Source organism: Micromonospora alfalfae (genome assembly GCF_022230925.1).
Taxonomy (GTDB): Bacteria; Actinomycetota; Actinomycetes; order Mycobacteriales; family Micromonosporaceae; genus Micromonospora; species Micromonospora alfalfae.
Window position 1 is genome coordinate 117,020 of sequence record NZ_JAKKFH010000032.1, and the last position, 23,164, is coordinate 140,183.

Consider the following 23,164-nt stretch of genomic DNA (forward strand, 5'->3'; position numbering starts at 1 on the left):
TCGCCGAGACGGTACGACCGGTTCAATGACAGGTATGCGGGGATTCAACGGCACGGCGACGGCGAAGGTACTCATCCTGGCCGCCATTCCCATCGGTGGTGTCGGCTTCTTCGTCGCCAAGCCGTGGGCGGTCGCCGCGATCGTCGCCAACCTCCTCCTGCTTGCTGGCGGCGGTGCTCTGTGGTGGCTGGACTTCCACCGGAAACGCCGTTGGCTCGGCCTCAGGCGCAGCGGCGTGCCCGGCACCCTGACGCCGGGCAGCGGTGTCACCACCCCCAGCGCTGACTACTGCGGTGAGGTGCCGCCGGTCTTCGTCGAACAGCGTCGCCGGCATCGGCTGATGTTGTCGGCGACCAGCCGGGTGCGGCGCTCCGGCGGGCGCAGGCACCTCGCGGGCGAGCCGTCGCCTGACGCTGATCAGCTGACCATGGTGGCGGCCAAGGTGGCCCAGATTCAGCATCTGATCGATACGGGGCAGCAGCGATCCCGGCGTGAGCAGTTGTGGTGGCTGGTCGCGGGTCTGGCGGCGTCGGTCCCGATCGGCGTCGCGATCAACCTCGTCACCGGATAGCGGGCCGCGGCGTGAGCGACCGCAACCCCACGCGCTCCTCGAACACACCTGTCAGGGCAGTATTACCCCGTCGTGGCCGGTGGTGACAGCGCCCCCGACAGCGGCGAAGTCCGACGTCGAACCAGTGGTATCGCGGGGAGCGCAATGATCACCGAACATGTCCGGGATGCGGCGGCGACGGCGTTCGTCTTCGGCTTCTTCGCCACCAGTTGGTTCGGTTGGGCGCAGGAGGCACCCCCGAAGCGATGGCGGCCGGTGCTCATCGCTGGTTCGGTTCTGTCCCTGCTCACGGCGGCCGCTGGGGCCCTGCTCGCCTGGCGTCACTGGTCGGACGGTACGGCGTTCGACGCCGACACCAGCCCTACCTTCGGCATCGTCGTCGGCATCGAGTTCGGCGCCGCCGCGGTCGGTGCCGGGCTGCTCGCTCTGCTGCGGCGTAATGAGCTGGCAGCCCCTTGGATCGCCCTCGTCGTGGGCGTGCACCTCTTCCCAGTTGCGGCGCTGATCGACTACCCGTTGATTCATCTGGTCGCCGCGCTCGTCACCGTGGTGGCCCTCGCGGCGGTGCCGGTGGCCCGGGCTCGTGCCGTGGCGGTGAGCGCGGTGGTCGGGCTCGGTACTGGCGGAGTGCTCCTGGTCGCCGCGGTGTCCTCGCTGCTCATCGCCCTGTTGGGCTACTGAGGACGGTCGCCGTCATCCCGGGGTGACATCGCGGCGCTGGTCCATCGGCTGACACCCGCGAGCGGCGGGCCTGAAGGCAACTCCTCCAGGCCCCACCGCTGGTCAGGGCGCGCTTCCGGTCAGGCGCGGGCGGCGGCGAGCACCTGGCCGACCAGGGCGCCCGAGGTGCCCGAACGCTCGTACTCGGGCCGGTTCAGGCTGCCACCCATCAGCGGCGCGGGGTTGCGGTGCACGGCCGGGCTGTCCGAGCTGACCAGTGCCGCGAAGTGGTACTCGTCGGCGCCGGTCGCCTCGACGATCCGGGCGATGTTGCGCGGGGTGATGCCACCGCCCGGCATGATGACGATCCGGCCGGCGGCCCGGCGCACCAGGTCGGCGATGAGCGGAGCACCCTCCAGCACGCTGACCTCCTGCCCCGAGGTGAGCACCCGGTGCACGCCCAGCTCGATCAGCTGCTCCAGCGCCGCGTGCGGGTCACGGGTCATGTCGAACGCCCTGTGGAAGGTGATGCTGGCGTCGCCCGCGGCGGCGATCAGCCGGCGGGTGGTCGGGACGTCGACGTCACCCTCGGCGGTCAACGCGCCGATCACGATGCCGTGCGCGCCGGCTGCCACTGCGGCCTGCACGTCCCGCTCCATGGCCTCGATCTCGAACGGCGAGTAGATGAAGTCGCCGGCCCGGGGACGGACGATCACGTGTACCCGGATCCGGCTGACCGCCCGCATCGTCGTCTCGATGGTGCCCAGGCTGGGGGTCAGCCCGCCGTCGAAGAGCGCTGAGCACAACTCCACCCGGTCGGCGCCGGCCTCCTCTGCGGCGACCGCTCCCTCGACGCTGTCGATGCAGATCTCGAATGTGTTCATGATTCTTCCTTTTCCGTGCGAGGCGATGCCGCTTCGGTCCGAGACGGTGCTGTGGTCCAGTCGATGACGGCCGTGACGGCACCAACGGGTACGCCGCCGCCGAGCACCGGCACCTGGCGCAGCGCGTCGGCCCCACCAACCGGTACGCCCACAGCGTCGAGGGCGGCGAGGGCGATGGCGGTGGTGGCGCGGGGCGAACCGTCGATCGCCTTCACCGCCACCGCGTGACCGTCCGGTGCGGCCACCGCGAGCACGCCTTCGGCCCCACCCTTGGCGAGGACGCCGGGCAGCGCCCGCATGAGATCGGTGTTCGGGTGCCCGTTCCAACCACCGACGTACTCAGGGTGTTGGCGCATTGCCTGCGCGACCAGCGCCTCGTCGCTGCCGGCGGGCGCGGTGACCAACGCCTGGAAGGTGCGGGCCAGGCCGGTCAGCGACAGGCCGAACAGCGGTGCCCCACAGCCGTCGACCGCGTGGTGCGCGATCGGCGAGCCGGCCAGCCGGGCGACGGCGGCGGCGGTTTCCCGCTGGAGCGGGTGCTCCGGGTCGAGGTAGTCGTCTGTGCTCCAGGACCGGGCGACGCAGGCGACCAGCATCGCGGCGTGCTTGCCGGAGCAGTTCATCCGGATCCGGTCGCGCTGTCCGCCGGCGCGGATCAACCGGTCCCGGGTCGGTTCGTCCTCCGGCCAGTCCTCCGGGCAGCCGAGCGCGTCCTCGGTCAGGCCGGCCCCGGCCAGCATCGCCCGAACCACCTCGACGTGCCTGTCTTCGCCGGTGTGGCTGCCAGCGGCGAGGGCCAGCGCCGGCCCGATCAGCTCGTCACCCGCCGCGATCCGGCAGGCCAGCGCCTGCACCGGCTTGAGGGTGGAGCGGGGCAGCACCGGCTCGTCGGGTACGCCGGCGGCGAGGGCGACAGTCCCGTCCGGGGCGAGCACCACGACGCTGCCGTAGTGCCGGCTCTCGACGAAGCCGTTGCGCACGACCCGGCCCAGTTCGGCGTAACGGAAGATGGTCACCGGGGGGTGTTCCCTTCGAGGAGTGGTGGGGGCAGTTCGGCGGTCCGCCGTCCGCGCCGTCCGCCGAAGCGGCCGTTGCGGGCCTGGAGTACGCGGGCGAACTTCGACAGCGAGGCGTTGACCACCAGATAGATCAGCGCCACCACCAGGAATGTCTGGATCAGCAGGTGGGTGTACGAGGAGAGCACCTGCCCGCTGTAGAGCAGCTCGGTGTAGCTGACCACGAAGCCGAGCGAGGTGTCCTTGAGCAGCCCGACCAGCTGGCTGACCAGGGACGGGGCGAGTTGGAGTAGCGCCTGCGGCAGCACCACCAGTGCCATCACCTGCCCGCGGCGCAGCCCGACCGCGAGGCCGGCCTCGGTCTGCCCTCGGTCCAGTGCCAGGATGCCGGATCGGAAGATCTCCGCGAACGCCGCCGAGTTGGAGACCACCAGCGGCACCACGAGCTTCCAGAACAGCGGGAAGTTCAGCCCGTACTGCGGCAGCGCGAACAGCGTCACGTAGATCAGCAGCAGGGTGGGTACGGTCCGGAAGATCTCCACGTACGCGCCGGCCAGCCAGCGCAGCGGTCGGTGCGTCGACAGCCGGCCGAGCGCCAGCAGCAGTCCGAGCGCGGCGCTGAGCACCGCTGTCGCGGCGGCGGCGCGCACCGTTGCCCAGAGGCCGTTGAGCAGGTACCGCCAGATGGGCCAGGTGGTGAACGGCTCCCACCGGGCGGCGGCCAACTCGCCGTGGCTGGCGAACTGATAGACCGCCGCGACCACTGCACCGGCCAGGAGAACGGCGCCCAGCACTGTGGCGATCCGGATCCGCCGTTGGGCGCGCGGACCGGGCTCGTCGAAGAGGATCTGTTGCGTCTTGTTCATCGGACGATCGCCAGCCTTCGTTCGAGCAGGCCGGTGACCTGACCGATGATCAGCGCCAGCAGCATGTAGGCGAGGCCCGCGCCGGTGAACACAGCGATCGGTTGAGCCTCGACCAGGTTGACGGTGTTGGCCGCCTGGGTCAGCTCGACCACGCCGACGGCGGCGGCCAGCGAGGTGTTCATCAGCAGCGCGATGCAGATGTTGCCGATCGGCTGGATCACCGCCCGGAGTCCCTGCGGCAGGATCACGTGCCGCAGGGACTGGCCGAAGGTGAGGCCGATGGCTCGGGCTGCCTCAGCCTGGCCCACACCAACCGTGTTGATCCCGGCGCGGATCGCCTCGGCCAGGTACGCCCCCTCGTACACCGCGATGACGATCGCGGCGGAGGTGAACAGCGGGAACGTGATGCCGATGGTCGGCAGCGCGAACACGAAGAGGACCAGCAACGCCAGCAGCGGCAGGTTCTGGAACACCTCCACGTACGCGGTGCCGATGGCGCGCAGCAGCGGGACAGGGGCGATGCGCAGGGTGGCCACGACGATGCCCAGCAGCATCGCGCCGACGGTGGTCACGACTGTCAGTTCGACAGTCGTGACCAGGCCGTGGCCAAGCTCGCTCAGGTGGGCGGTGAGGGCTTCCATCGGTACGAGAGGCTGCTCAGGAGCCGTCGGCGGAACCGAGGGCGGGCGGAGTGGGCGCTCCGCCCTCCACCACCGAGCCGAGGGTGCCTTCCCAGACCTTCGCCCACGTGCCGTCGGCCTGGATCTTCTTCAGCCAGTTGTTGACGAACTCCTTGAACTGCGCGTCCTCCTTGTTGAGGCCGATGCCGTAGGCCTCGGTGGTGAACGGCTCGCCCACCACCTTCATCCCCGGGTTCGCCTTGGCGCCCGAGGCGAGCAGCGTGAAGTCCTGCACGTACGCGTCGCCGCGCTTCTGCAGCAGCGCCTGCAACGCCTGCGGGTCGGTGCCGAAGGCGATCTGCTTCGAGCCGGGCGCGGCGGAGGGCAGCGCGGTGACGGCGGGGGTGTTCGCCCCGACGATCACGGTCTTGCCGGCGAGGTCCTTGACGCTCTTGATCGAGGTGTCGTCCTTGCGGACCCCGACGGCGAGGCCGGAGGTGAGGTACGGCCCGGCGAAGGCGACCTGGGTGGCCCGCTGCGGGGTGATCGTGTACGTCTGGAAGACCGCGTCCACCGACTTGGCCTGGAGCATGGCCTCCCGGGTCTGGGTGCCGATGGTCGTCGTCTTCACCTCGGGCTTGCCGGTGATGTACTTCGCCAGCAACTTCGCCATGTCGGCGTCGAAGCCCTCGATGGTGCCGCTGACCGGGTTCTGCTGGGCGAGCAGCGGCGCGTCCAGCGATCCGCCGATGTTCAGGTAGCCGCGCTTGCGGATCGCGTCCATCGTCGAACCGGCCGGGATGTCCGCGTCGGTGGCCACCGGGGCGGCGTCGTACACCGACTGGGCGACCACGCCGTCGCCGCCCAGGCCGGGGTTGCCGGGCAGCGCCGGAGCACTGCCGCCGCTGTCGCCGCCACAGCCGGTGGCGGCGAGGGCCACCGCTACCGCGGTGGCGGTGAGGGCGAGCGACCGCCGCCCGGTGAAGCTCATCTTGAGGATTGACATGACACCCTCCCGTTGGGGGCTAGTGCTGGAGGATCTTGGAAAGGAAATCGCGGGCCCGCTCGGTGCGCGGAGCTGCGAAGAAGTCGTCGGGTGCGCCGGATTCGACGATCCGACCGTCGTCCATGAAGACCACCCGGTCGGCGGCGCGACGGGCGAAGCCCATCTCGTGGGTCACCACGATCATGGTCATCCCCTCGGCGGCGAGAGAGACCATCACGTCGAGCACCTCGTTGACCATTTCCGGGTCGAGGGCCGAGGTCGGCTCGTCGAAGAGCAGCACCTTCGGTTGCATCGCCAGGGCTCGGGCGATCGCGGCCCGCTGCTGCTGCCCGCCGGAGAGTTGGGCCGGGTGGTGGTCCGCCTTGTCGGCGATGCCGACGCGCTCCAGCAGGGCCATCGCCTGCTGCCGCGCCTCGGGTCGGGGGATCCGACGGACCCGGGTGGGGCCGAGGGTGATGTTGTCCAGCACCGTCTTGTGGCCGAAGAGGTTGAAGGACTGGAAGACCATCCCGACATCGGCGCGCAGCCGGGCCAGCGCGCGGCCCTCGGCGGGCAGCGGCTCACCGTCGATCTCGACGCTGCCCTGCCCGGCGGTCTCCAGCCGGTTGAGGCAGCGGCACAGTGTCGACTTGCCGGAGCCGGAGGGCCCCACCACGACGACCACCTCGCCAGCGGCCACAGTGAGGTCGATGTCCTTGAGCACGTGCAGCGGACCGAACCACTTGTTCAGGCCGCGTACCGACACCATCGGTCGGTTCGCACCCGTCGTCTCCGGTGCCACCAGACGGCCTCACTTCCTTCGACTACAAAACTAAGTCAGCTTCATATCGAACCAACAGCGTCATCTAAAGGTAGCCAGCAAACTAAGTCAACCGGTTGCTTGAACAAACTCCGGGTGCTAAGAAGCTGACGTGACGATTGACGACGCGCCACGCGATGCCCTCCGGGGCGGCCCCCGGGAGCTACTGCGCTGGGTGGCCACCGGTGCGGCCGTCAGTCGGGCCGACCTGTCCCGCCTCTCCGGGCTCTCCCCGTCGACGGTCTCCCAGCGGGTCGAGGCGTTGATCAGTCAGGGGCTGCTGGAGGAGGCCGGCGCCGGGCGGTCCCGGGGTGGCAGGCGACCCCGCCAACTCGCCGTGCCCACCGGCGGCGCAGTGGTCGGTGCCATCGACCTCGGCGCGCATCACGCCCGCGTCGGCACCCTGGATCTCTCCGGGCGGGTGGTCAAGGCCCGCACCCTGCCGGTCCGCATCGAGGACGGCCCGGAGGCGGTGCTCGGCGCGCTGCTCGCCGAGGTCGCCACGCTGGTGGGCAGCGCTCCGGCGGCCGGCGACGGGGCGGTGGCCGGTGGCTCCGCGGGAGGCGCGCTCCGCGGCGTCGGCATCGGGATTCCCGGTCCGGTGCAGCACTCCACCGGACGGATCGTCAGCCCATCGCGGATGCCCGGCTGGAACGGCTTCGACGTTGCCGCGTTCTGCGCCGGCCGTGTCGACGTGCCGGTCATCGTGGACAACGACGCCAACCTGATGGCGCTCGGCGCGCACCGCACCGCGCATTCCGAGTTGGACCACGCCGTCTACATCAAGGCTGGCACCGGAATCGGCTCCGGTGTGATCGCCAGTGGACGGTTGCACCGGGGCGCGCAGGGATCGGCCGGGGACATCAGCCACTGTCGGGTGGTGGCCGATCCCGCGCCACCGTGCACCTGCGGCAACGCCGGTTGCCTGGAGGCGGTGGCCAGCGGCGCCGCACTGGTCACCGCGCTCCGGGAGCAGGGTGTGCCGGTCTCCGACCTGACCGGTGTGATCCGCCTGATCGACGACGGTGACCGGCAGGCCACCGCCCTCGCCCGGCAGGCCGGCCGCGCCGTCGGCGAGATCCTGGCCGTGGTGGTCAACTTCTTCAACCCGCAGGTGGTGGCGATCGGTGGTCGGCTCGCCGACTGCGAGCCCCTGCTGGCCAGCATGCGGGCCACCCTCTACGAGCGGTGCCTCCCACTGGCCACCCAGACCCTGCTCATCGAACGCGTGGCCGCCGGCCAGGACGTCGGCATCACCGGTGCCGCCCACCTGGTGATCGACCACGTCGTAGCGGCCGCCTGACCTCGCTCAAACCGACTGCGACGATCACGTAGGGCAGTTTTCTACTGACAATTTCCTTACCCGCAGTCACGTAGCCTCCCGGTGTTCCTCACTTCACCGTGATCGCTCCTGGAGGTTTCGACGTGCGGATCAGCCGACAGTTGCTCGTGCCGATCTCGTTGGCAGCGGTGCTGACGACCGCCGCCTGTGGCCTGTCCACACCGGCGTCCGGGCAGGCCGAAGTCCCACGCCCCGGCCCGATTGCGCAGAGCTCAGCTCCGAGCCGCAGCGATACGCCGACCTCCAGCCCGACTCCGGAGATCCCGACCGACGCGCAGATCCCCACCAGGGCAGGCGGCACCTTCACCACCGCCAGCGGCAACGGTCGCGTGATAGGCAAGGGCAAGAAGCGGGTGCGCTACAGCGTCTCGGTGGAGAAGGGCATCAAATGGGGTGACATCCCCGCCTGGAAACCGGACCGGTTCGCCGCGAGCATCGAGCAGGTGTTGGCGGCCCCGAACGGGTGGGCCACGTCGGCACAGCACCCGGTCACCAACGCGGCGGTGAACCTGACCCGGGCGTCGTGGTCCTTCCAGCGGGTCGGCACCTCCACCGTCGACGTCGACGTGCGGCTCGCGACGCCGAGGACGGTGGACAGGCTCTGCGGCGCGAGCGGCGTCGACACCGAGGGCGTCTACTCCTGCAAGTACGGCAAGACAATCATGATCAACCTGCGGCGGTGGCTCCAGGGCTCACCGGGATACCCGGTCAGCATCGACGAGTACCACGCCGGCGTGATCAATCACGAGTTCGGTCACTTCCTCGGCTTCGCCCACATGAAGTGCGGCGGTCGCGGCAAGCCGGCCCCGGTCATGATGACGCAGACGATGGGCCTGAGCGGGTGCGTGCCGAACGTCAGCCCGTTCGTCGGCAACGGACAGTTCGTCAGCGGACCGTGGGCGCCATCCTGACTTGGCTTCTCTGTCTCAACGAAGCGCAGCAATTATGTGCCCGACGGAGGTAGGCGGATTGCCATCCGGGGGCGGGTCGAGTCGATCAGCCCGCTGACAGGCGTCCTCAACCCGGTCGCGGAAGTTGCCGAAGTCAAGCCTGGTCTTGTCCCAAGCGGGGTCGTGCTCCCGCAGCAGGTCGCGGGCTCGCTTGGCGTTGTCCACAAAACGGGTGCAGTTGCCGTAGTGGAGCAGGAGCCACACCTCGAAGCAGGGATTGGACCAGGCCAGATTGACATCGGCGTCTACAGCTTCGCGGGACGCCGGCTCGGTGGCGAAGTCATCGACGTCGCAGACGGCCCACGCTTCGTCGAAGTCGTCGCGCTGGCGGCGCCGCGCCGCACCTCGTACCACGTTGACCGGCGAGCCGCGTTCTGCCACTACGACCACCCGAGGACGCACCCACGCCTCCTGCTTGAGACTGCTGCTGGCGGCGCTTTTGGTCACGGGGTGTCGGCCGCGCTGGATGAGCCGGAGCGGGTGCCCGAGTGGGGAAACCGGCTCCGGGCGCTCGCCCTCGCCCCGGCGGAGCGCGATCAGGTGCGCGAAGCCGTCGCCGATCCGAGCGCCCTCGACTCCTGGCTGCCCGACGCCCCCGGCCGTCCCCCACACTGAGTCCGTCAGCTGCGTCGTGCGGGCGGAATCGACGAGCGCCTGCCTTATTGCTTACAGAACACGGACGGGCCAGCGGGTGACGCGTAGCGTCTTGGGACGAAGCTGCGGAAACAATTCCCGTCGACCTCAGCGACCCCAGTGAAACGGAGACCCCGTGCCCTTCGAAAAGGGTTGGACCGCCCACCCTCAACCATTCGCGTTGAACGGCGCGCCGCTGAAGAAGTACGACGAGATCCCGACCTATGCGGCGGGCGACACCGACCAGGTCGGCGCACGACTAACCGAACAGATCGACTACCTGATGCCAGTCATCATGAGCAGCACCGGTGTCGACGATGCGGTGTGGGAGACGGCCCCTGACGGTCAGGCACTTGTGCTCGCGCTGGCACCCGGTGAGGTACGGGTGTGGGCCGCCCGCGAGTTCCTGCGGGACGGTGCCTACCGGGTAACCGAACTGGAAATCGAACTCCTTGCGGAACAGTCGCGGCAGCAACTTCTCAAAACGTTCTGGGCCGGGAAGCGTAAGCACTACGCGGAACTCGCCGAGATCGTGTTGAAGACGGAGATCAACGGCACCACCGTGACAGCTGCGCCTGACGTGGTCACTGTCCCGGCGGGCCGGTACACCAAGCAGATCGTCGTCGACGGCGAGACCTGGCAGGATCAACTCGCGCCCTTCTCCATCCTGCTGCCCATCGACGACGTGCTCGTCTCCGTCTCCCCCGACGACGTCGAAGGCGTCGACGACTCGCATGTGGTCGCGGCTCAGGAAGAGGGCAGGGCGACCCGCTTGCCGGCCGCCACAGTCAGGGCCCGCTTCGCCACCACCGCCACGATCGTCAGGCCCTACGTCCCTGCCTCCGACTGGCTCACCGACACGCAACTCCACTATCCGACACCGACTCAGATGGGGGCGGTATTCGTGCTTCGCCGGATGCCGGCCGACGAGGGCGAGATCGAGCAGACACGCCAGAACGACCCCGAACTCTTCCAACAGGGATTGACAAGTCCCGGAGTGCGGCTCGACGATCACATCTACGTACGCATCGACCATCTCGGCACCGGCACCGAGTACCACGAGGCCATGCACAAGCTTTCCCATCGCACGTTCCGGGCCGTCATGGGCTGGGACTTCAATGAGGGAGCCACCGAGTACTTCACCCGGCTACTGCTGGCGGAGTCGGAGGACGTCGTCCGCAACGACGCGCAGTACGCCAGCCAACGGTCGGGAGTCGAGTTTCTGATCGACCGTGGACTGATCACCAGCCAGGACCTGGCGACCGCATACTTCCGTGGCCTGCTGGAGCCGCTGTTCCGCAAGGTACGAGAGGCCACCCGGGGTACTAAGTTGGTGAGCCTCCAGGCGTACGCACATGCCCTCGGCCCGAGGTCCTACGATGCACAGAGCTTCCTCGGCCAGGTGCTCGATCGGGGGGTCTGAGGCAGGCCCTGGCCATCGCGCACAAGTCAAGGCCGCAACCGGCGTCTCCACGGGTTGCGGGCTTGATCGTTTCTATTGGTTGACCTAACCGGTAATGAGCGGCCAGGCATAGGCCAGCAGGGCGCACGCCGCTCCGAGCAGGGCGAGCGAGATTCCCCGAGTGGGGACCGGCAACGAGGCGAGCACGAGCAGGATGACCGCGACGACATAGAGGAACGCCTGCACCGACATGGCAGTCGGCAGCCTCACGGAGGGCCTTCCGGGACTGCTTCGCCTCGCCTCGCCGCGTTCGCTGTCGTGCAGGGCTGCGATTGCCAAAGCGGTCGCGTCGGCGAGCTTGGCGTTGGCCTTCTCGATGCTCATCCGAGCGTTGTCGAGTGCTTGATCGCCCTTCCGGATCGTCACCTTGACATTGCCGATGGTCACTGCCGCACGTTAACCGAACTCGGTCGTCGAGCGCAGCCCCCGCGGCGGGTGGGTGTCCCAGGAGACTCCGAGACACCCACCGAAAAGCCTCAGCGGGAGAAGTGGGTCGAGCGCACGAAGCTTGCCCAGGCGGTGGGGGAGAAGGTGAGGGCTGGGCCGTGCGGGTCTTTGCTGTCGCGTACGGCGACGATGCCGGGCAGGTTGTCGGCAACCTCGACACATTCGCCGCCGTTGCTGCCACTGCGGGTGCTCTTGCGCCAGTGGGCGCCGGTCAAATCAACCACGATGGACCTCCCCGATGATCTTGTTGATCAGGTGCCTTGATTGTCCTTCATCGAGGGCAAGCTGATCCAGGCTTGACCAGACCTGCTCGTAGGCGGCGAACTCCTCAGGACGATCAAGATAGAGAGCGCCTGTCCAGGACTCGCAGTAGATCACCGAAGGCTCTGCTTGGGCCCGGTTGCCCAACGGGAAGTCGAGCATCACGAAGGATCCCGCCTCGACCCCACGGTGCAGGCCGGCAGTGAGCGGGAGGATTCGGATCGAGTTGGTTGCTGTGTCCCCCAACATCAGCAAGTGATTGAGCTGATCCGTCATGGTTTCGGGGCTGCCGACTGTCCGCAGGAGGGCAGCTTCGGAGAGGATCACGTCCAGCTTCGGAGGTGGAGGTAGGCGGCGTCTCAGCAGGGCTTGACGTTGCAGGCGGACCTGCACCAGGCACTCCCTCTCTTCGTCGCTCACCTCCGCTCGGTGTTGGTAGACGCCCAGTGCGTAACCCCGATGTTGTAGGAGACCCGGAACCATTGCTTCGTTGAAGAAGCGCAGATGGGACGCGGCGGATTCGAGGCCCACGTACAGCTCGAACCATTCCGGGACGGCATCGCCGTACGCGTGCCACCAGCCCTTCGCTTTCGTCTCGCCGGCTAGAGAGGTCAGCGCCCGGGTCAGCTCGGCCGTTGCCCCGTACAGCTCGCACATCGCGCGAACGTCGACGCCGCGCACCGAGCCGAGCCCGCTCTCGATTCGCCACACCTTCTGGCGGCTGCACTCCAGCGCCTCGGCGACCGCGTCGAGGGTCGCCCCCGCCTCGGTGCGCAGGTCACGTAGCGCCCTGCCGAGCTGGCGTCGGGGCACCGTCGAGCCCATGTCATCGGCCACCCGGCTCTCCTTCCTGTTGAGTTTTGCAACATCCCAACAGCCGTTCTGCAACAGGGGAATGTTGCCCAAAAATAGCGGAACAGTGTGAGTCGACATTCATTGCGATGGTGCTTCCGACCTTACAAGATTGGTCCGACATCAGCGATGGACGCGCAATTACCGCGCCGGTGATCGTCGATCAAATATGAGGAAGGGTGGTGCTGCTTCGTGCGCGCGTTTCTCCGTCATCTCCGGGCCGAGCCACCCCGGCCGGCGCCCTATCGGGCGGCCAACTACGTACCCCTGAAGCCCTGGCAGGTCCGTGAGCGCACCTTCACCAGACGCGGCCGGCGTGGCGTGGACGCCGCAGAGGTCGCCGAGTTCCTCGACCGCGTCGCCCACGATCTGGCCGAGGTGTACGCGGCGTTGGGCAGCAGCCGGCGGGAGACCGAGCGGATCAAGGATGCGCTGAAGTGCTGGCAGTCACGGCGGGCCCGCGAGGATCTGGCGGCCCGCCGGTGAGCGCCCGTTGGGTGGCGCACCTGCCGTTCACCGCCGCCGACCTGCCGGCCGCCCAGCACTTCGCCGGCACCCTGGCCCGCTCCCTGACCTTCCTCACCGAAGTGGACGCCGGTGAGACCACGGTGTCCGCCGAGGACGCGCAGGGCGTACGCCATCGGGTGTTCTGCGACCTACCGCTCGACGGCGGTCGGCGGTGCGTGCGACGCGTCGAGCACGACGGCGACTGCGCGGCCCGGCGGTGTCGGTGACCGCCGTGCCCGTCGTCGTCTGCCCGGACTGCGACGGGATGACCTTCACGTTGGAACCGTGCCGGTGCACCACCTACGGCGACCGGTTCCTCGCCGACGCCGACGTGCTCGGGCCGCGCCGGGAGGCGTACCGGAGGTGCGAGCAGTGTCGCGGCGCGGGCAGCGTCGCGTACCCCTGTTATCGCTGCGGCCGGCGGCGGACGCAGCTCGTGGTCACCGTCGCGAACCTGGACACCGGCGCTGTCGCCTCCCTCCAGGTCGTGCCCGGCGGCCTCGACCCCCACCGCGACCCGGCGGGCCACTGGGTGGTCGACCTTTCTTTCCGGGTACGCGAACTCGCCGCCACCGTCGGCGCGGTCCCGGACGAGGCCGACGCGCCTTCGCTGTGGCTGGACTGGCAGTGGCGGCCCGACCTGCCCGCAGCGCTTCGGTACGAGCTGGAGGCCCACGCCATTCTGCGCGCCGATCACGCTCCCTGGCGGCTGGTGCTGGGCCGATCCACCGCCCCGACGAGCGTCGACCCGACCGCACGGCTGGCCCGGCTGTGCGCGCTGGCCGACCTGCTGCTGCTCGACCTGGTCGTCGAGGCCCGCCGGCAGGATGCGATGTTTTGCTGGGCCATCTGGTACGAGGTGCCCGGCTCCCCGGTGCTACTCGGGTCGCCCGGCTGGTGCCGGGACCTGCCGGAGGTGTTGGCCTGCACCGACGTGGCCGAGGCGCTCAGCGGCCTTGCCGAGCGCGGCCTGGCCGCTCCCGCCCGGCTGCTGCGCCCCGACTCGCCGCGCCCACCCGCCGCTTCGGCCGTGGACGTCGACCAACTCGAACGGCGCGTCCTCGCCGACTGCGTCGATGCGGCCGGCGGCGACGAGTTGCCCGGCGCGCAGGCCCTGTGGCGCAACGGCTGCTGGTGGCACACGACTCTGCGCGCTGGCGAGCCAGTGGAGACCCTCGCGGAGCAGCCCACCGGCCAGGTCGTCCGCCGTGTGCTGGTGCCGGTCAGCCGCGGCTACGAACCGCCCGACCCGCCCTGGCTGGGTGAACCCGTCGACTGGCAGCGCTGCCCCGACTGCCAACCCCACAGCCGGCTACGCGCCTGCGACTGCCGGCTCGGCAATCGCGCGGCCGACCCCGACTGCCCGCACTGCTGCGGCGCCGGCCTGCGCCCATCCGCGCTGCACTGCTTCACCTGCGGCGACACCCACCGTCTGCACCGGACGGTGGTGGTCACGATCACCGACCTGCGGCACCGGGTGGTGCACCTGGCCTGGCAGGCCGGTACGCCCGAAGTCGCTCCGCTGGTCGCCACCCAACCGGGCGGCAAGCCCGTCGTCCGGCTTCCGGACCGTTACCGGCTCGGCTCCTGGGCCGCCGTGCTAGGCGCGCGGCCCGACGACCTGGCCGACGCCGATGGCGGGCAGCAGATCAGCAAAGACCTCCGCGACGGTTACGTCACAGTGCCCTGGGTCGGGGCCGACCCGGTCGGGGAGTACGTGCGTAGCGCGGCGAGGGGTGTGCCGGCTGGCCGGCTGATCGTCGTGGCGACGCCTCCCGACGCGCCGCCGCTGGCCGAGTTGCTGCGGCTCGCCCTCGGCCTCGACCTGGCCCTCGTGGTGGCCGTGTGCGACCTGCGGCGCAACGCCGCAGACCCACTGCTGGCCGACGGATTGCGCTGGTCGGTCGAGGTGAAGCCGCTTCACGCACCTGTCCGCCCGGACGACTTCCCCTACCGGCCGAGTCTGGCCGCCGCGCTCTCCTGGTGCGTCGAGTGCCTGACCGACGCCGTCGCCGGGGCCGCCCGAACCGACCCGACGGCGCCCATCCCGCTGCCCTGATCCGGGTCGCGTCACGTCGCCGATCCCGAGCCGGAACTGCTACGCCTGGCGGCCCAGCACGCCGGGCATGTGGTCACCGTTCGCTTCACCCGCGCCGGCTGCACCGTGCACCTGCACGACGACGACGGCGTACGCCTCCTCGCCGAGGCCCTCGACCTGCGCGACCTCGGCTGACCCGGAGTCGGCTGTCAGCCAAGCGCGACGAGCGGGCGGACACGGCGCTGCCCGGCGGGCGCGTCTTCGCGCCGGCCGGGCAGCCTTGCTGTCCTGATCAGCTGTCGGCGGTCAGGCCCTTCAGCATCTCGGCGAAATCGGCGGTCTCCGACGGCGGCGGCGGCTCAATGGCCACTGCCTTGCCGTAGTCGGTGTAGTCGATCACCATGTCGCCCATCGTGCCCATCACCAGGCCGGCCCGACGCGGGCGGTACTGCTCGTCGACCCACAGGTCGATCTTCAACTCCTTGACGCCCTGGCTGGTCAGCGTCTGCTCGGTGGCGTCACGGCGCGCGGCGTCGATCTGCGCGAGATAGGTCGCCACTGGAGTGGTGACCGTGTAGTGGACAGTCGGCACCCCGTTCACCGTCTCCTGCCCCACCACCGTCGTGCCCTCCAGGGCGAGCAACGTCTTGACCTGCTTGACCGGGTCGGCGTCCTCGAACTGCTTGCTGAAATCCGTGCCTGTCATCCCACTCAGACCGGTCAGGTCCATCTTCATCCAGCGCTTCCCGCCGGTGGCGGTGCGGGCTTCGGCTGGCATCTCGGTGAAGATCACGGCGCCGATCATCCGAAGGGTGGTGACGCCCTTTTTGTTGGTCATCTTCATCTCGGCCTTGAGCGGATCACCCAGGTCCAGGACGCCCTGCATCGAGATCTTCTCGCCGCCCATCGTGCCCGTCATCGTCACGGTCACCGAGTCGGTCTTGTCGGTGGTCTCGGCCGCCTTCAGCAGCGACCCCTTGAGATCACTGGCCAGCAGTTCCAGGACGCTGGGCTGCTTCGGCGCCTCGGACGCGCCGGACGTCACGCCGCAGGCGGAGACAGCGAACGCAGCGAGCGCCGAGACCGCCACCAGAGCGGATTTCTTCCAAGATGACACGTACACGCCTTCCCCCGTATGAATCTGGGGCGATCCCCAGTAGACCGACGACACGCTAGCCCACGTTGTCGATTCGTGGGCACCGCGTTTCCATCGATGCGCGCCTGATCGAGACGCGATCGTTGATGTCGGGGTATCCGGGTCGACAGGACACCCCGACATCGCGGACGTCGCCGGTGCGGGGCAGGGCCGGGTGGTTACTCCGGGACGCGACGGTAGGCGCCGTCGCTGGCCGAGGTGGCCATCGAGGCGTACGCGCGCAGCGCCGCCGACACCGTCCGCTGCCGATCGGTCGGGGTGTACGGCTTGTCGCGCTTCTCCTCGGCCACCCGGCGAGCCTCCAGCTCCTCGGCGGGCACGTTCAGCTCGATCGACCGGCTCGGGATGTCGATGACGACCTCGTCGCCGTCGCGGACCAGGGCGATCAGCCCGCCGGAGGCCGCCTCGGGGGAGACGTGCCCGATGGAGAGCCCGGAGGTGCCGCCGGAGAACCGGCCGTCGGTGAGCAGCGCACAGGAGCGGCCCAACCCGCGGCCCTTGAGGAACGAGGTGGGGTAGAGCATCTCCTGCATGCCGGGGCCGCCCTTGGGCCCCTCGTACCGGATCACCACGACGTCCCCGGCGACCACCTGCTTGGCGAGGATCGCTGTCACCGCGTCGTCCTGCGACTCGTAGACCTTTGCCGGGCCACGGAAGGTCAGGCAGTCGTCGGGCACGCCGGCGGTCTTCACCACACTGCCCTCGGGTGCCAGGTTGCCGTGCAGGATGGCCAGCCCACCGTCGGCGGAGTAGGCGTGCTCGCGGTCCCGGATGCAGCCGCCGGCCGCGTCGGTGTCCAGCGACGACCACCGGTTGGTGGTGGAGAACGGCTCGACTGTGCGCACCCCGCCGGGGGCGGCGTGGAACAGCTCGACAGCCGTCGGGGTGGGGGAGCCTCCGCGCACGTCCCAGTCGGTCAGCCACTGCGCGAGGGAGGGGGAGTGCACGGCGTGCACGTTCCGGTTGAGCTGCCCGGCCCGGTCCAGTTCGCCGAGGATCGCCGGGATGCCGCCGGCCCGGTGCACGTCTTCCATGTGGTAGTTCGGCGAGTTCGGCGCGACCTTTGCCAGGCACGGCACCCGCCGGGAGATCGCGTCGATGTCGGTGACGCCGAAGTCCATCTCCGCCTCGCGGGCGGCGGCGAGCAGGTGCAGCACGGTGTTTGTGGAGCCGCCCATCGCCACGTCCAGGGCGACAGCGTTCTCGAAGGCGGCCTTGGAGGAGACATTACGCGGCAGCACCGAGTCGTCGTCGCCGTCGTACCACCGCTTGGAGATTTCCACGATGGTCCGGCCTGCCTCGACGAAGAGCGACCGGCGGGCGGCGTGGGTGGCCAGCGTCGAACCGTTGCCGGGCAGCGCGAGCCCGATCGCCTCGGTGAGGCAGTTCATCGAGTTGGCGGTGAACATGCCGGAGCAGGAGCCGCACGTCGGGCAGGCGGAACGTTCGATCTCACCGAGCTGCTCGTCGGTGACCGCCTCGTTCGAGGAGGCGATCATCGCGTCGATCAGGTCGATCTTGCTGTGCACGACGCCCTCGATCGCCATCGTCTTGCCGGCCTCCATCGGGCCGCCGGAGACGAAGACGGTCGGGATGTTGAGCCGCAACGCGGCCAGCAGCATCCCGGGGGTGATCTTGTCGCAGTTGGAGATGCAGACCAGGGCGTCCGCGCAGTGCGCGTTGACCATGTATTCGACAGCGTCGGCGATCAGCTCACGGCTGGGCAGCGAGTAGAGCATGCCGCCGTGGCCCATCGCGATGCCGTCGTCGACAGCGATGGTGTTGAACTCCCGGCCCACCCCGCCGGCCTCGGCGACCGCGTCGGCGACCAGGCCACCCATGTCCTTGAGGTGTACGTGACCAGGCACGAACTGGGTGAAACTGTTGGCGATGGCGACGATCGGCTTGCCGAAATCGTCGTCGGTCATCCCGGTGGCCCGCCAGAGGGCCCGGGCGCCGGCCATCGTCCGACCGTGTGTGGAGGTCCTCGACCGCAGCTCAGGCATGCATACCAGCATGACACCGTCGGCGCGCGGACCCACCCGGGTATCTGCCGTGTCCCAACAGATGCACACTCAGCCCCCCATGACGTGCGCCCATCCGGCACTCTTGGAGGCGTGCATCTTCCACCGGGCATGGTCGCTGTCGCGGCGCTCAGCGGGCTCGTCGCCGCGGTGGCCACCGTGCTGCTGACCCTCGTCGCCCGGCGGCGGACGGTGCCGCGTCGGCCGGCACACGTGCTGCTCGCGGCGGCCGCCGGTGTGGCAGTGCTCAGCCTCCTGGCCGGGGTCGTCGCCGCGCTCAGCGCGAACGACCACTGGGCCCACGAGCAGGGGCAGCGCACCGGTTGGGCGACAATGGTGGCGATCGGCACGGCGGTGAGCGGGCTGGCCTTCGCCGCTGGTCTGCTCCGGCTGCCGGGGGTGGCCGCCACAGCGGCCGGAACTGCTCGACTCGCCCTGGACGGGTTGGTCATGGCGGCGGCGCTGTGGTTCGTCGGTTGGGTGCTCTTCTCCGAGCCCACCCGGTTGCTCGGTGCCGCCACCCCGATGGCCTGCCCGGCGATCCTGGTGGCCACTGTGAGTGCGGCGCTCGGTGCCGGGCTCGTCGTGATCGTCGTCTTCCGGGCCGCCGCGCCACGTCGACGGCTCGCCGCGCTGGGCGCCGGCATCAGCGCGGTGACCTGCGGCGGGCTGGGGCTCAGCGCCGGGCTCTGCCAGGCCGGACCGACCATGGCGTTGACCGGTGCGGCGGTGCTCGCCGCCGGTCTGCTGACCATCGCGCTCGCTGTGTACCGGGCCGACCGGCCGGGGCAGATCGACCTGGACCTGGTCGGTAGCGACGGCGAGTACGCGATCGCCCCGATGTTGGCGATGGCCGCCTCGGCCATGTACCACCTCGCCCAGGACGGCCGGTTCACAGCGCCGGGCATCGTGGCCGGCAGCGTGGAGGGCTTCGCCCTGGTGGCACGGCAGTACCTCACCCTTCGCGACGTCAGGGGTTACGCGAGCCGGCTGGTCGAGCGGGAGGCGCACTTCCGGGAGCTGGCGCACACCGATCCGCTGACGTCGTTGGCCAACCGGCGCGGGCTGCTCCGGGCGCTGCACCGCAACGCCGCCGACCACAACCCGTGTGTGCTGCTCGGTCTGGACCTGGACGGCTTCAAGAACGTCAACGACATGCGGGGCCACGACGTGGGCGACGCCGTGCTGGCCGAGGTGGGCCGGCGGCTGCGCGGCAACCTGCGCCCCGGCGACGTGGCCGCCCGGCTGGGTGGCGACGAGTTCGCCGTACTCATGCAGGGCCGGCCGGTCGAGGCGGACCGCGTCGCCGAACGGCTCCTCGGGGTGCTCAACCGACCCTACGACCAGCCGGAGGGGCCGGTCTTCCTGTCGGTGAGCATCGGGGTGGCCGACTGGGCCGACGAACCCGACGTGGAGTTGCTGCTGCGCCACGCCGACCTGGCGTTGCGCTACGCCAAGCAGCGTGGCAAGAACCGGATCGAGCGGTACGACGCCGCGTACGACAAACTGCTGCGCCGTCGTACGACTGTGGAGCACGAGCTGCGCGGGGCGATCGACCGCGACGAGCTGCGGTTGGCGTTCCAGCCGGTGGCGTCGCTGCCGTCGGTGCGGCCGGTCGGCGCCGAGGCGCTGCTCCGCTGGCACCATCCCGAGCTGGGCAACGTGCGTCCGGACGAGTTCATCCCGCTCGCCGAGGAGTGCGGCATGATCGCCCCGCTCGGCGCCTGGGTGCTGCACCAGGCCTGTTACCAGCTCTCCCGGTGGCTGGCGGACGGGCACGACGTCTGGGTGTCGGTGAACGTCTCCCCGCGCGAGCTGCACGCCCCGGAGTACGTGGTCCAGGTCGCCGAGGCGCTGCGCGCCCACCACGTGCCGCCGCAGCGGCTGGTGCTGGAGGTCACCGAGCACGCTGTCGCCACCGACCTGGACGAGCTGATCCGACGGCTCACCGCCCTGCGGTTGACAGGTGTCCGGATCGCGCTGGACGACTTCGGGGCCGGCTACTCGTCGCTGGGGCAGCTGCGCCGGTTGCCGATCGACATCCTCAAGATCGACCACAGTCTGGTCGCCGAGCACGAGCCGGTCCGCCCGGTCGGCCAGGACGGCCCGGCGTTCGCCCCGATGGTCGACATCGTCATGCGCCTGGGTCACCAGTTGGGGCTGGAGGTGATCGCCGAGGGGGTGACCACCCCGACCGAGTTGGCCGCGGTGGTGGCGGCCGGTTGCCGCTTCGGCCAGGGCGCGCTCTTCGGTTGGGGAGTGCCGGCCGAGCACCTGGAGGCGATGCTGGAGGCGGCCACGTCACCAGGCGCGCGTCCCGCTCCGGTGCCCGCGCCACGGCGTGCTGCGGGTGGGTCCGAGCAGCTCACCCCGCCTGGCGATGGCGCGTCGCAGGCCGACGCGCCGACCCCCGTTAACCAACATGTGGGATCAGTTGACTCATCGCGTGAGATGCGTCAGGCTTAGCCGCATGTCGTCGTACCGGTCGCTGCGAGTACTTACCTGAGCGCACTCTCCCTCACCGAGAGTGCGCTGGCCCCGTGCATCTGCACGAGGGCCGTTTTTATTGCCATCGGAACCTGGCGAGGCGGGCCCCGCCCGCGTCGCATCGCTTGACTAGCCACCAGCCACTCCAGCCGAAGGCCAGAACCGCCATGACGAGACCCACGCCCGAGACCCTCGCCCACACCGCCCGCCGGGCCCGCGCGGCCGCCGACCCGACCCTCGACGTCGACCAGGCCGCCACACGCACGGCCACCCCGGCCGCCCCGGCGGTACGGCCCGCCGCCGCGAACCCGATCTCCGGGGCCGGCTCGCTTGTGCGGTCCCTTGAGGCGCTCGAGGTCGACGTCGTCTTCGGCATTCCGGGCGGCGCGATCCTGCCGGCGTACGACCCGCTCTACGACTCGACGGTCCGGCACATCCTGGTGCGGCACGAGCAGGGCGCGGGGCACGCGGCGACCGGCTACGCGCAGGCCACCGGCAAGGTCGGCGTCTGCATCGCCACCTCCGGCCCGGGCGCGACGAACCTGGTCACCCCGATCGCCGACGCGTACATGGACTCGGTGGCGATGGTGGCGATCACCGGGCAGGTGGCCAGCCCGTTGATCGGCACCGACGGCTTCCAGGAAGCGGACATCCAGGGCATCACCCTGCCGATCACCAAGCACAACTTCCTCGTGCAGAACGCCGAGGAGATCCCCCGGGTGCTGGCTGAGGCGTTCCACCTGGCCAGCAGCGGGCGACCCGGCCCGGTGCTGGTCGACATCCCCAAGGACGTGCTCCAGGCGCCGACCACCTTCTCCTGGCCGCCCACCCTGGACCTGCCCGGCTACCGGCCCACCCTGCACCCGCACGGCAAGCAGATCCGGGAGGCGGCGCGGCTGATGGCCGCGGCCCGACGGCCGGTGCTCTACGTCGGCGGCGGGGTGCTCAAGGCCGGTGCCACCGACGGGCTGCGCCGGCTGGCCGAGCTGACCGGCATCCCGGTCGTCACCACGCTGATGGCGCTCGGGGCGTTCCCCGACTCGCATCAGCAGCACCTGGGGATGCCCGGCATGCACGGCACTGTCGCCGCTGTCTACGGTCTGCAGAAGGCGGATCTGATCGTCGCGCTGGGCGCACGCTTCGACGACCGGGTCACCGGCAAACTGGATTCGTTCGCCCCGGACGCGGCAGTGGTGCACGCGGACATCGACCCCGCCGAGATCGGCAAGAACCGGCACGTGGACGTCCCGATCGTCGGCGACGCCAAGCACGTCATCGACGAGCTGATCGCCGCGGTGACCGCCGAGCGGGCGGCGGGGCGCACCGCCGACCTCGGTGACTGGTGGACGCAGCTGAACGACCTGCGCACCCGTTACCCGCTGGGCTACGACGAGCCGGTCGACGGGACCCTGTCCCCGCAGTACGTGATCAAGCGGCTGGGCGAGATCGTCGGCCCGGACGCGATCTTCGTGGCCGGGGTGGGCCAGCACCAGATGTGGGCGTCGCAGTTCATCTCCTACGAGAAGCCGTACACCTGGTTGAATTCCGGCGGCCTCGGCACCATGGGCTACGCGGTGCCCGCGGCGATGGGCGCCAAGGTCGGCAAGCCGGACACTGTGGTCTGGGCGGTGGACGGGGACGGCTGCTTCCAGATGACCAACCAGGAGTTGGCCACCTGCGCGTTGGAGGGCATCCCGGTCAAGATCGCCGTCATCAACAACGGCAATCTCGGCATGGTCCGGCAGTGGCAGACGCTCTTCTACAACGAGCGTTACTCCAACACCGAACTCGGCACCCACAAGCACCGCATCCCCGACTTCGTCAAGCTCGCCGAGGCCCTGGGCTGCATCGGGCTGCGCTGCGAGAGCGCGGATGACGTGGACAAGACCATCGCCGCCGCCATGGAGATCAACGACGCGCCCGTGGTGATCGACTTCGTGGTCGGCAAGGACGCGATGGTCTGGCCGATGGTCGCCGCCGGCACCAGCAACGACGAGATCATGTTCGCCCGTGGCGTCCGCCCGGCCTTCGACGAGGATGACATTTAATGACGATGCACACGCTGTCCGTGCTTGTGGAGAACAAGCCGGGCGTGCTCGCCCGGGTCTCCGGCCTGTTCTCCCGGCGCGGGTTCAACATCGACAGCCTCGCCGTCGGCGAGACCGAGAACCCGGACGTCTCCCGGATCACCATCGTGGTCAACGCGGAGTCGTCCCCGCTGGAGCAGGTCACCAAGCAGCTGAACAAGCTTGTCAACGTGCTCAAGATCGTTGAGCTGGACCCCCAGGTCTCGGTCGCCCGGGAGTTGCTGCTGGTGAAGGTTCGCGCCGACCGGTCCGCGCGGTCACAGGTGCTGGAGACCGTCAACCTGTTCCGCGCCCGGGTGGTCGACGTCGCACCGGACACGCTGACCATCGAGGCCACCGGCACCCCTGACAAGCTCGACGCGCTGCTACGCGACCTTGAGGCCTTCGGCATCAAGGAAATGGTGCAGTCCGGGCTGGTGGCCATCGGGCGCGGTTCGCGTTCGATCACCGCCGGTCCCGCGCTACGGGCCGCCTGACCCGCCGCTGGTCGGCCCTC

At 69.7% G+C, this 23,164-nt stretch carries 24 protein-coding genes; 12 read left to right on the forward strand and 12 right to left on the reverse strand.

What is annotated here, in order from left to right:
- Positions 1–34 precede the first annotated feature (34 nt).
- Both MED01_RS25095 and MED01_RS25100 read left to right on the forward strand, forming a co-directional pair.
- Complete coding sequence (locus tag MED01_RS25095; protein WP_238671003.1) at positions 35–571, forward strand: hypothetical protein; 537 nt, start codon at positions 35–37, stop codon at positions 569–571.
- A gap of 144 nt (positions 572–715) precedes the next feature.
- Positions 716–1,252, forward strand: a complete 537-nt coding sequence (locus MED01_RS25100) for a hypothetical protein (RefSeq protein ID WP_238671004.1) — start codon at positions 716–718, stop codon at positions 1,250–1,252.
- Positions 1,253–1,371: 119 nt separating this feature from the next.
- Here MED01_RS25100 and MED01_RS25105 read toward each other — a convergent pair whose 3' ends face one another.
- Genes MED01_RS25105 through MED01_RS25130 form a run of 6 tightly spaced genes read right to left on the reverse strand, consistent with a single transcriptional unit; the run spans position 1,372 to position 6,371 of the window.
- Complete coding sequence (locus tag MED01_RS25105; protein WP_238671006.1) at positions 1,372–2,115, reverse strand: copper homeostasis protein CutC; 744 nt, start codon at positions 2,113–2,115, stop codon at positions 1,372–1,374.
- A complete protein-coding gene (locus tag MED01_RS25110; RefSeq protein ID WP_238671009.1) occupies positions 2,112–3,131 on the reverse strand; it encodes an asparaginase in 1,020 nt (339 codons plus the stop codon). The genes MED01_RS25105 and MED01_RS25110 overlap by 4 nt, the downstream gene beginning before the upstream one ends.
- Positions 3,128–3,997, reverse strand: coding sequence for an amino acid ABC transporter permease (locus MED01_RS25115; protein ID WP_238671010.1), 870 nt, complete (start codon positions 3,995–3,997; stop codon positions 3,128–3,130). Before MED01_RS25115 ends, MED01_RS25110 begins: the two co-directional genes overlap by 4 nt.
- The gene (locus tag MED01_RS25120) at positions 3,994–4,638 is read right to left on the reverse strand and encodes an amino acid ABC transporter permease (protein WP_112582064.1); all 645 of its coding nucleotides are present in this window, start codon (positions 4,636–4,638) and stop codon (positions 3,994–3,996) included. The genes MED01_RS25115 and MED01_RS25120 overlap by 4 nt, the downstream gene beginning before the upstream one ends.
- 16 nt (positions 4,639–4,654) lie before the next feature.
- Positions 4,655–5,623, reverse strand: a complete 969-nt coding sequence (locus MED01_RS25125; RefSeq protein WP_238671011.1) for a glutamate ABC transporter substrate-binding protein — start codon at positions 5,621–5,623, stop codon at positions 4,655–4,657.
- 19 nt (positions 5,624–5,642) lie between these two features.
- On the reverse strand, positions 5,643–6,371 hold the full coding sequence (locus MED01_RS25130) for an amino acid ABC transporter ATP-binding protein (protein WP_210781094.1): 729 nt from the start codon (positions 6,369–6,371) through the stop codon (positions 5,643–5,645).
- Between the two features lie 163 nt (positions 6,372–6,534).
- Here MED01_RS25130 and MED01_RS25135 point away from each other — a divergent pair, with 163 nt between their 5' ends.
- Positions 6,535–7,725 carry an ROK family transcriptional regulator gene (locus MED01_RS25135; RefSeq protein WP_238671012.1) on the forward strand — a complete coding sequence of 397 codons (1,191 nt, stop codon included), beginning with the start codon at positions 6,535–6,537 and terminating at the stop codon, positions 7,723–7,725.
- Positions 7,726–7,847: 122 nt separating this feature from the next.
- Positions 7,848–8,675 (forward strand): DUF3152 domain-containing protein, encoded by an 828-nt coding sequence (locus MED01_RS25140; RefSeq protein WP_238671013.1) that lies wholly within the window; start codon positions 7,848–7,850, stop codon positions 8,673–8,675.
- Positions 8,676–8,690: 15 nt separating this feature from the next.
- Here MED01_RS25140 and MED01_RS25145 read toward each other — a convergent pair whose 3' ends face one another.
- Positions 8,691–9,161 carry an RloB family protein gene (locus MED01_RS25145; protein ID WP_238671014.1) on the reverse strand — a complete coding sequence of 157 codons (471 nt, stop codon included), beginning with the start codon at positions 9,159–9,161 and terminating at the stop codon, positions 8,691–8,693.
- A 3-nt stretch (positions 9,162–9,164) separates the two neighbouring features.
- Here MED01_RS25145 and MED01_RS36180 point away from each other — a divergent pair, with 3 nt between their 5' ends.
- Together MED01_RS36180 and MED01_RS25155 are read left to right on the forward strand one after the other, a co-directional pair.
- Positions 9,165–9,329 carry a hypothetical protein gene (locus MED01_RS36180; RefSeq protein WP_238671015.1) on the forward strand — a complete coding sequence of 55 codons (165 nt, stop codon included), beginning with the start codon at positions 9,165–9,167 and terminating at the stop codon, positions 9,327–9,329.
- A 199-nt stretch (positions 9,330–9,528) separates the two neighbouring features.
- Positions 9,529–10,770 (forward strand): hypothetical protein, encoded by a 1,242-nt coding sequence (locus MED01_RS25155; RefSeq protein WP_238671016.1) that lies wholly within the window; start codon positions 9,529–9,531, stop codon positions 10,768–10,770.
- Between the two features lie 84 nt (positions 10,771–10,854).
- On the opposite strand, the gene MED01_RS25160 is transcribed toward MED01_RS25155, so the two are convergent.
- The 3 genes from MED01_RS25160 to MED01_RS25170 all read right to left on the reverse strand — a co-directional run bounded on the left by MED01_RS25160 (position 10,855) and on the right by MED01_RS25170 (position 12,354).
- Positions 10,855–11,196 carry a hypothetical protein gene (locus tag MED01_RS25160; RefSeq protein WP_238671017.1) on the reverse strand — a complete coding sequence of 114 codons (342 nt, stop codon included), beginning with the start codon at positions 11,194–11,196 and terminating at the stop codon, positions 10,855–10,857.
- Between the two features lie 89 nt (positions 11,197–11,285).
- Positions 11,286–11,480: a DUF397 domain-containing protein gene (locus tag MED01_RS25165; RefSeq protein WP_238671018.1), complete on the reverse strand. Its 195-nt coding sequence runs from the start codon at positions 11,478–11,480 to the stop codon at positions 11,286–11,288.
- Positions 11,473–12,354 (reverse strand): helix-turn-helix domain-containing protein, encoded by an 882-nt coding sequence (locus MED01_RS25170; RefSeq protein WP_238671082.1) that lies wholly within the window; start codon positions 12,352–12,354, stop codon positions 11,473–11,475. Before MED01_RS25170 ends, MED01_RS25165 begins: the two co-directional genes overlap by 8 nt.
- A 207-nt stretch (positions 12,355–12,561) precedes the next feature.
- Here MED01_RS25170 and MED01_RS25175 point away from each other — a divergent pair, with 207 nt between their 5' ends.
- The 3 genes from MED01_RS25175 to MED01_RS25185 are packed head-to-tail and all read left to right on the forward strand — an operon-like array spanning position 12,562 to position 14,935.
- Positions 12,562–12,855: a DivIVA domain-containing protein gene (locus MED01_RS25175; RefSeq protein WP_238671019.1), complete on the forward strand. Its 294-nt coding sequence runs from the start codon at positions 12,562–12,564 to the stop codon at positions 12,853–12,855.
- Positions 12,852–13,103: a hypothetical protein gene (locus MED01_RS25180; protein WP_204943698.1), complete on the forward strand. Its 252-nt coding sequence runs from the start codon at positions 12,852–12,854 to the stop codon at positions 13,101–13,103. The genes MED01_RS25175 and MED01_RS25180 overlap by 4 nt, the downstream gene beginning before the upstream one ends.
- A complete protein-coding gene (locus MED01_RS25185) occupies positions 13,100–14,935 on the forward strand; it encodes a hypothetical protein (RefSeq protein WP_238671020.1) in 1,836 nt (611 codons plus the stop codon). The genes MED01_RS25180 and MED01_RS25185 overlap by 4 nt, the downstream gene beginning before the upstream one ends.
- A gap of 271 nt (positions 14,936–15,206) precedes the next feature.
- Here the strand turns inward: MED01_RS25185 and MED01_RS25190 are convergent, their stop codons facing one another.
- A complete protein-coding gene (locus MED01_RS25190) occupies positions 15,207–16,031 on the reverse strand; it encodes an SCO4651 family lipoprotein (RefSeq protein ID WP_238671021.1) in 825 nt (274 codons plus the stop codon).
- A gap of 197 nt (positions 16,032–16,228) precedes the next feature.
- Positions 16,229–18,076: a dihydroxy-acid dehydratase gene (gene ilvD / locus MED01_RS25195; protein ID WP_238671023.1), complete on the reverse strand. Its 1,848-nt coding sequence runs from the start codon at positions 18,074–18,076 to the stop codon at positions 16,229–16,231.
- A 129-nt stretch (positions 18,077–18,205) separates the two neighbouring features.
- On the opposite strand from ilvD, the gene MED01_RS25200 reads away from it, so the two are divergent.
- From MED01_RS25200 to ilvN, 3 genes are all read left to right on the forward strand, one after another.
- Positions 18,206–20,560 (forward strand): putative bifunctional diguanylate cyclase/phosphodiesterase, encoded by a 2,355-nt coding sequence (locus MED01_RS25200; RefSeq protein WP_274526245.1) that lies wholly within the window; start codon positions 18,206–18,208, stop codon positions 20,558–20,560.
- Positions 20,561–20,748: 188 nt separating this feature from the next.
- Positions 20,749–22,629 (forward strand): acetolactate synthase large subunit, encoded by a 1,881-nt coding sequence (locus MED01_RS25205; RefSeq protein ID WP_238671025.1) that lies wholly within the window; start codon positions 20,749–20,751, stop codon positions 22,627–22,629.
- The gene (gene ilvN / locus MED01_RS25210) at positions 22,629–23,144 is read left to right on the forward strand and encodes an acetolactate synthase small subunit (RefSeq protein WP_088946549.1); all 516 of its coding nucleotides are present in this window, start codon (positions 22,629–22,631) and stop codon (positions 23,142–23,144) included. Before MED01_RS25205 ends, ilvN begins: the two co-directional genes overlap by 1 nt.
- The last annotated feature ends 20 nt before the right edge of the window (positions 23,145–23,164 follow it).

Bases quoted from the DNA above. Each gene is read 5' to 3' on its own strand.
- MED01_RS25100 (WP_238671004.1), top strand. From the start codon at position 716: ATGATCACCGAACATGTCCGGGATGCGGCGGCGACGGCGTTCGTCTTC.
- MED01_RS25115 (WP_238671010.1), bottom strand. From the start codon at position 3,997: ATGAACAAGACGCAACAGATCCTCTTCGACGAGCCCGGTCCGCGCGCC.
- MED01_RS25205 (WP_238671025.1), top strand. From the start codon at position 20,749: ATGACGAGACCCACGCCCGAGACCCTCGCCCACACCGCCCGCCGGGCC.
- ilvN (WP_088946549.1), top strand. From the start codon at position 22,629: ATGACGATGCACACGCTGTCCGTGCTTGTGGAGAACAAGCCGGGCGTG.
- MED01_RS25200 (WP_274526245.1), top strand. From the start codon at position 18,206: ATGGTCGCTGTCGCGGCGCTCAGCGGGCTCGTCGCCGCGGTGGCCACC.
- MED01_RS25130 (WP_210781094.1), bottom strand. From the start codon at position 6,371: ATGGTGTCGGTACGCGGCCTGAACAAGTGGTTCGGTCCGCTGCACGTG.
- MED01_RS25095 (WP_238671003.1), top strand. From the start codon at position 35: ATGCGGGGATTCAACGGCACGGCGACGGCGAAGGTACTCATCCTGGCC.
- ilvD (WP_238671023.1), bottom strand. From the start codon at position 18,076: ATGCCTGAGCTGCGGTCGAGGACCTCCACACACGGTCGGACGATGGCC.
- MED01_RS25105 (WP_238671006.1), bottom strand. From the start codon at position 2,115: ATGAACACATTCGAGATCTGCATCGACAGCGTCGAGGGAGCGGTCGCC.
- MED01_RS25120 (WP_112582064.1), bottom strand. From the start codon at position 4,638: ATGGAAGCCCTCACCGCCCACCTGAGCGAGCTTGGCCACGGCCTGGTC.
- MED01_RS25125 (WP_238671011.1), bottom strand. From the start codon at position 5,623: ATGTCAATCCTCAAGATGAGCTTCACCGGGCGGCGGTCGCTCGCCCTC.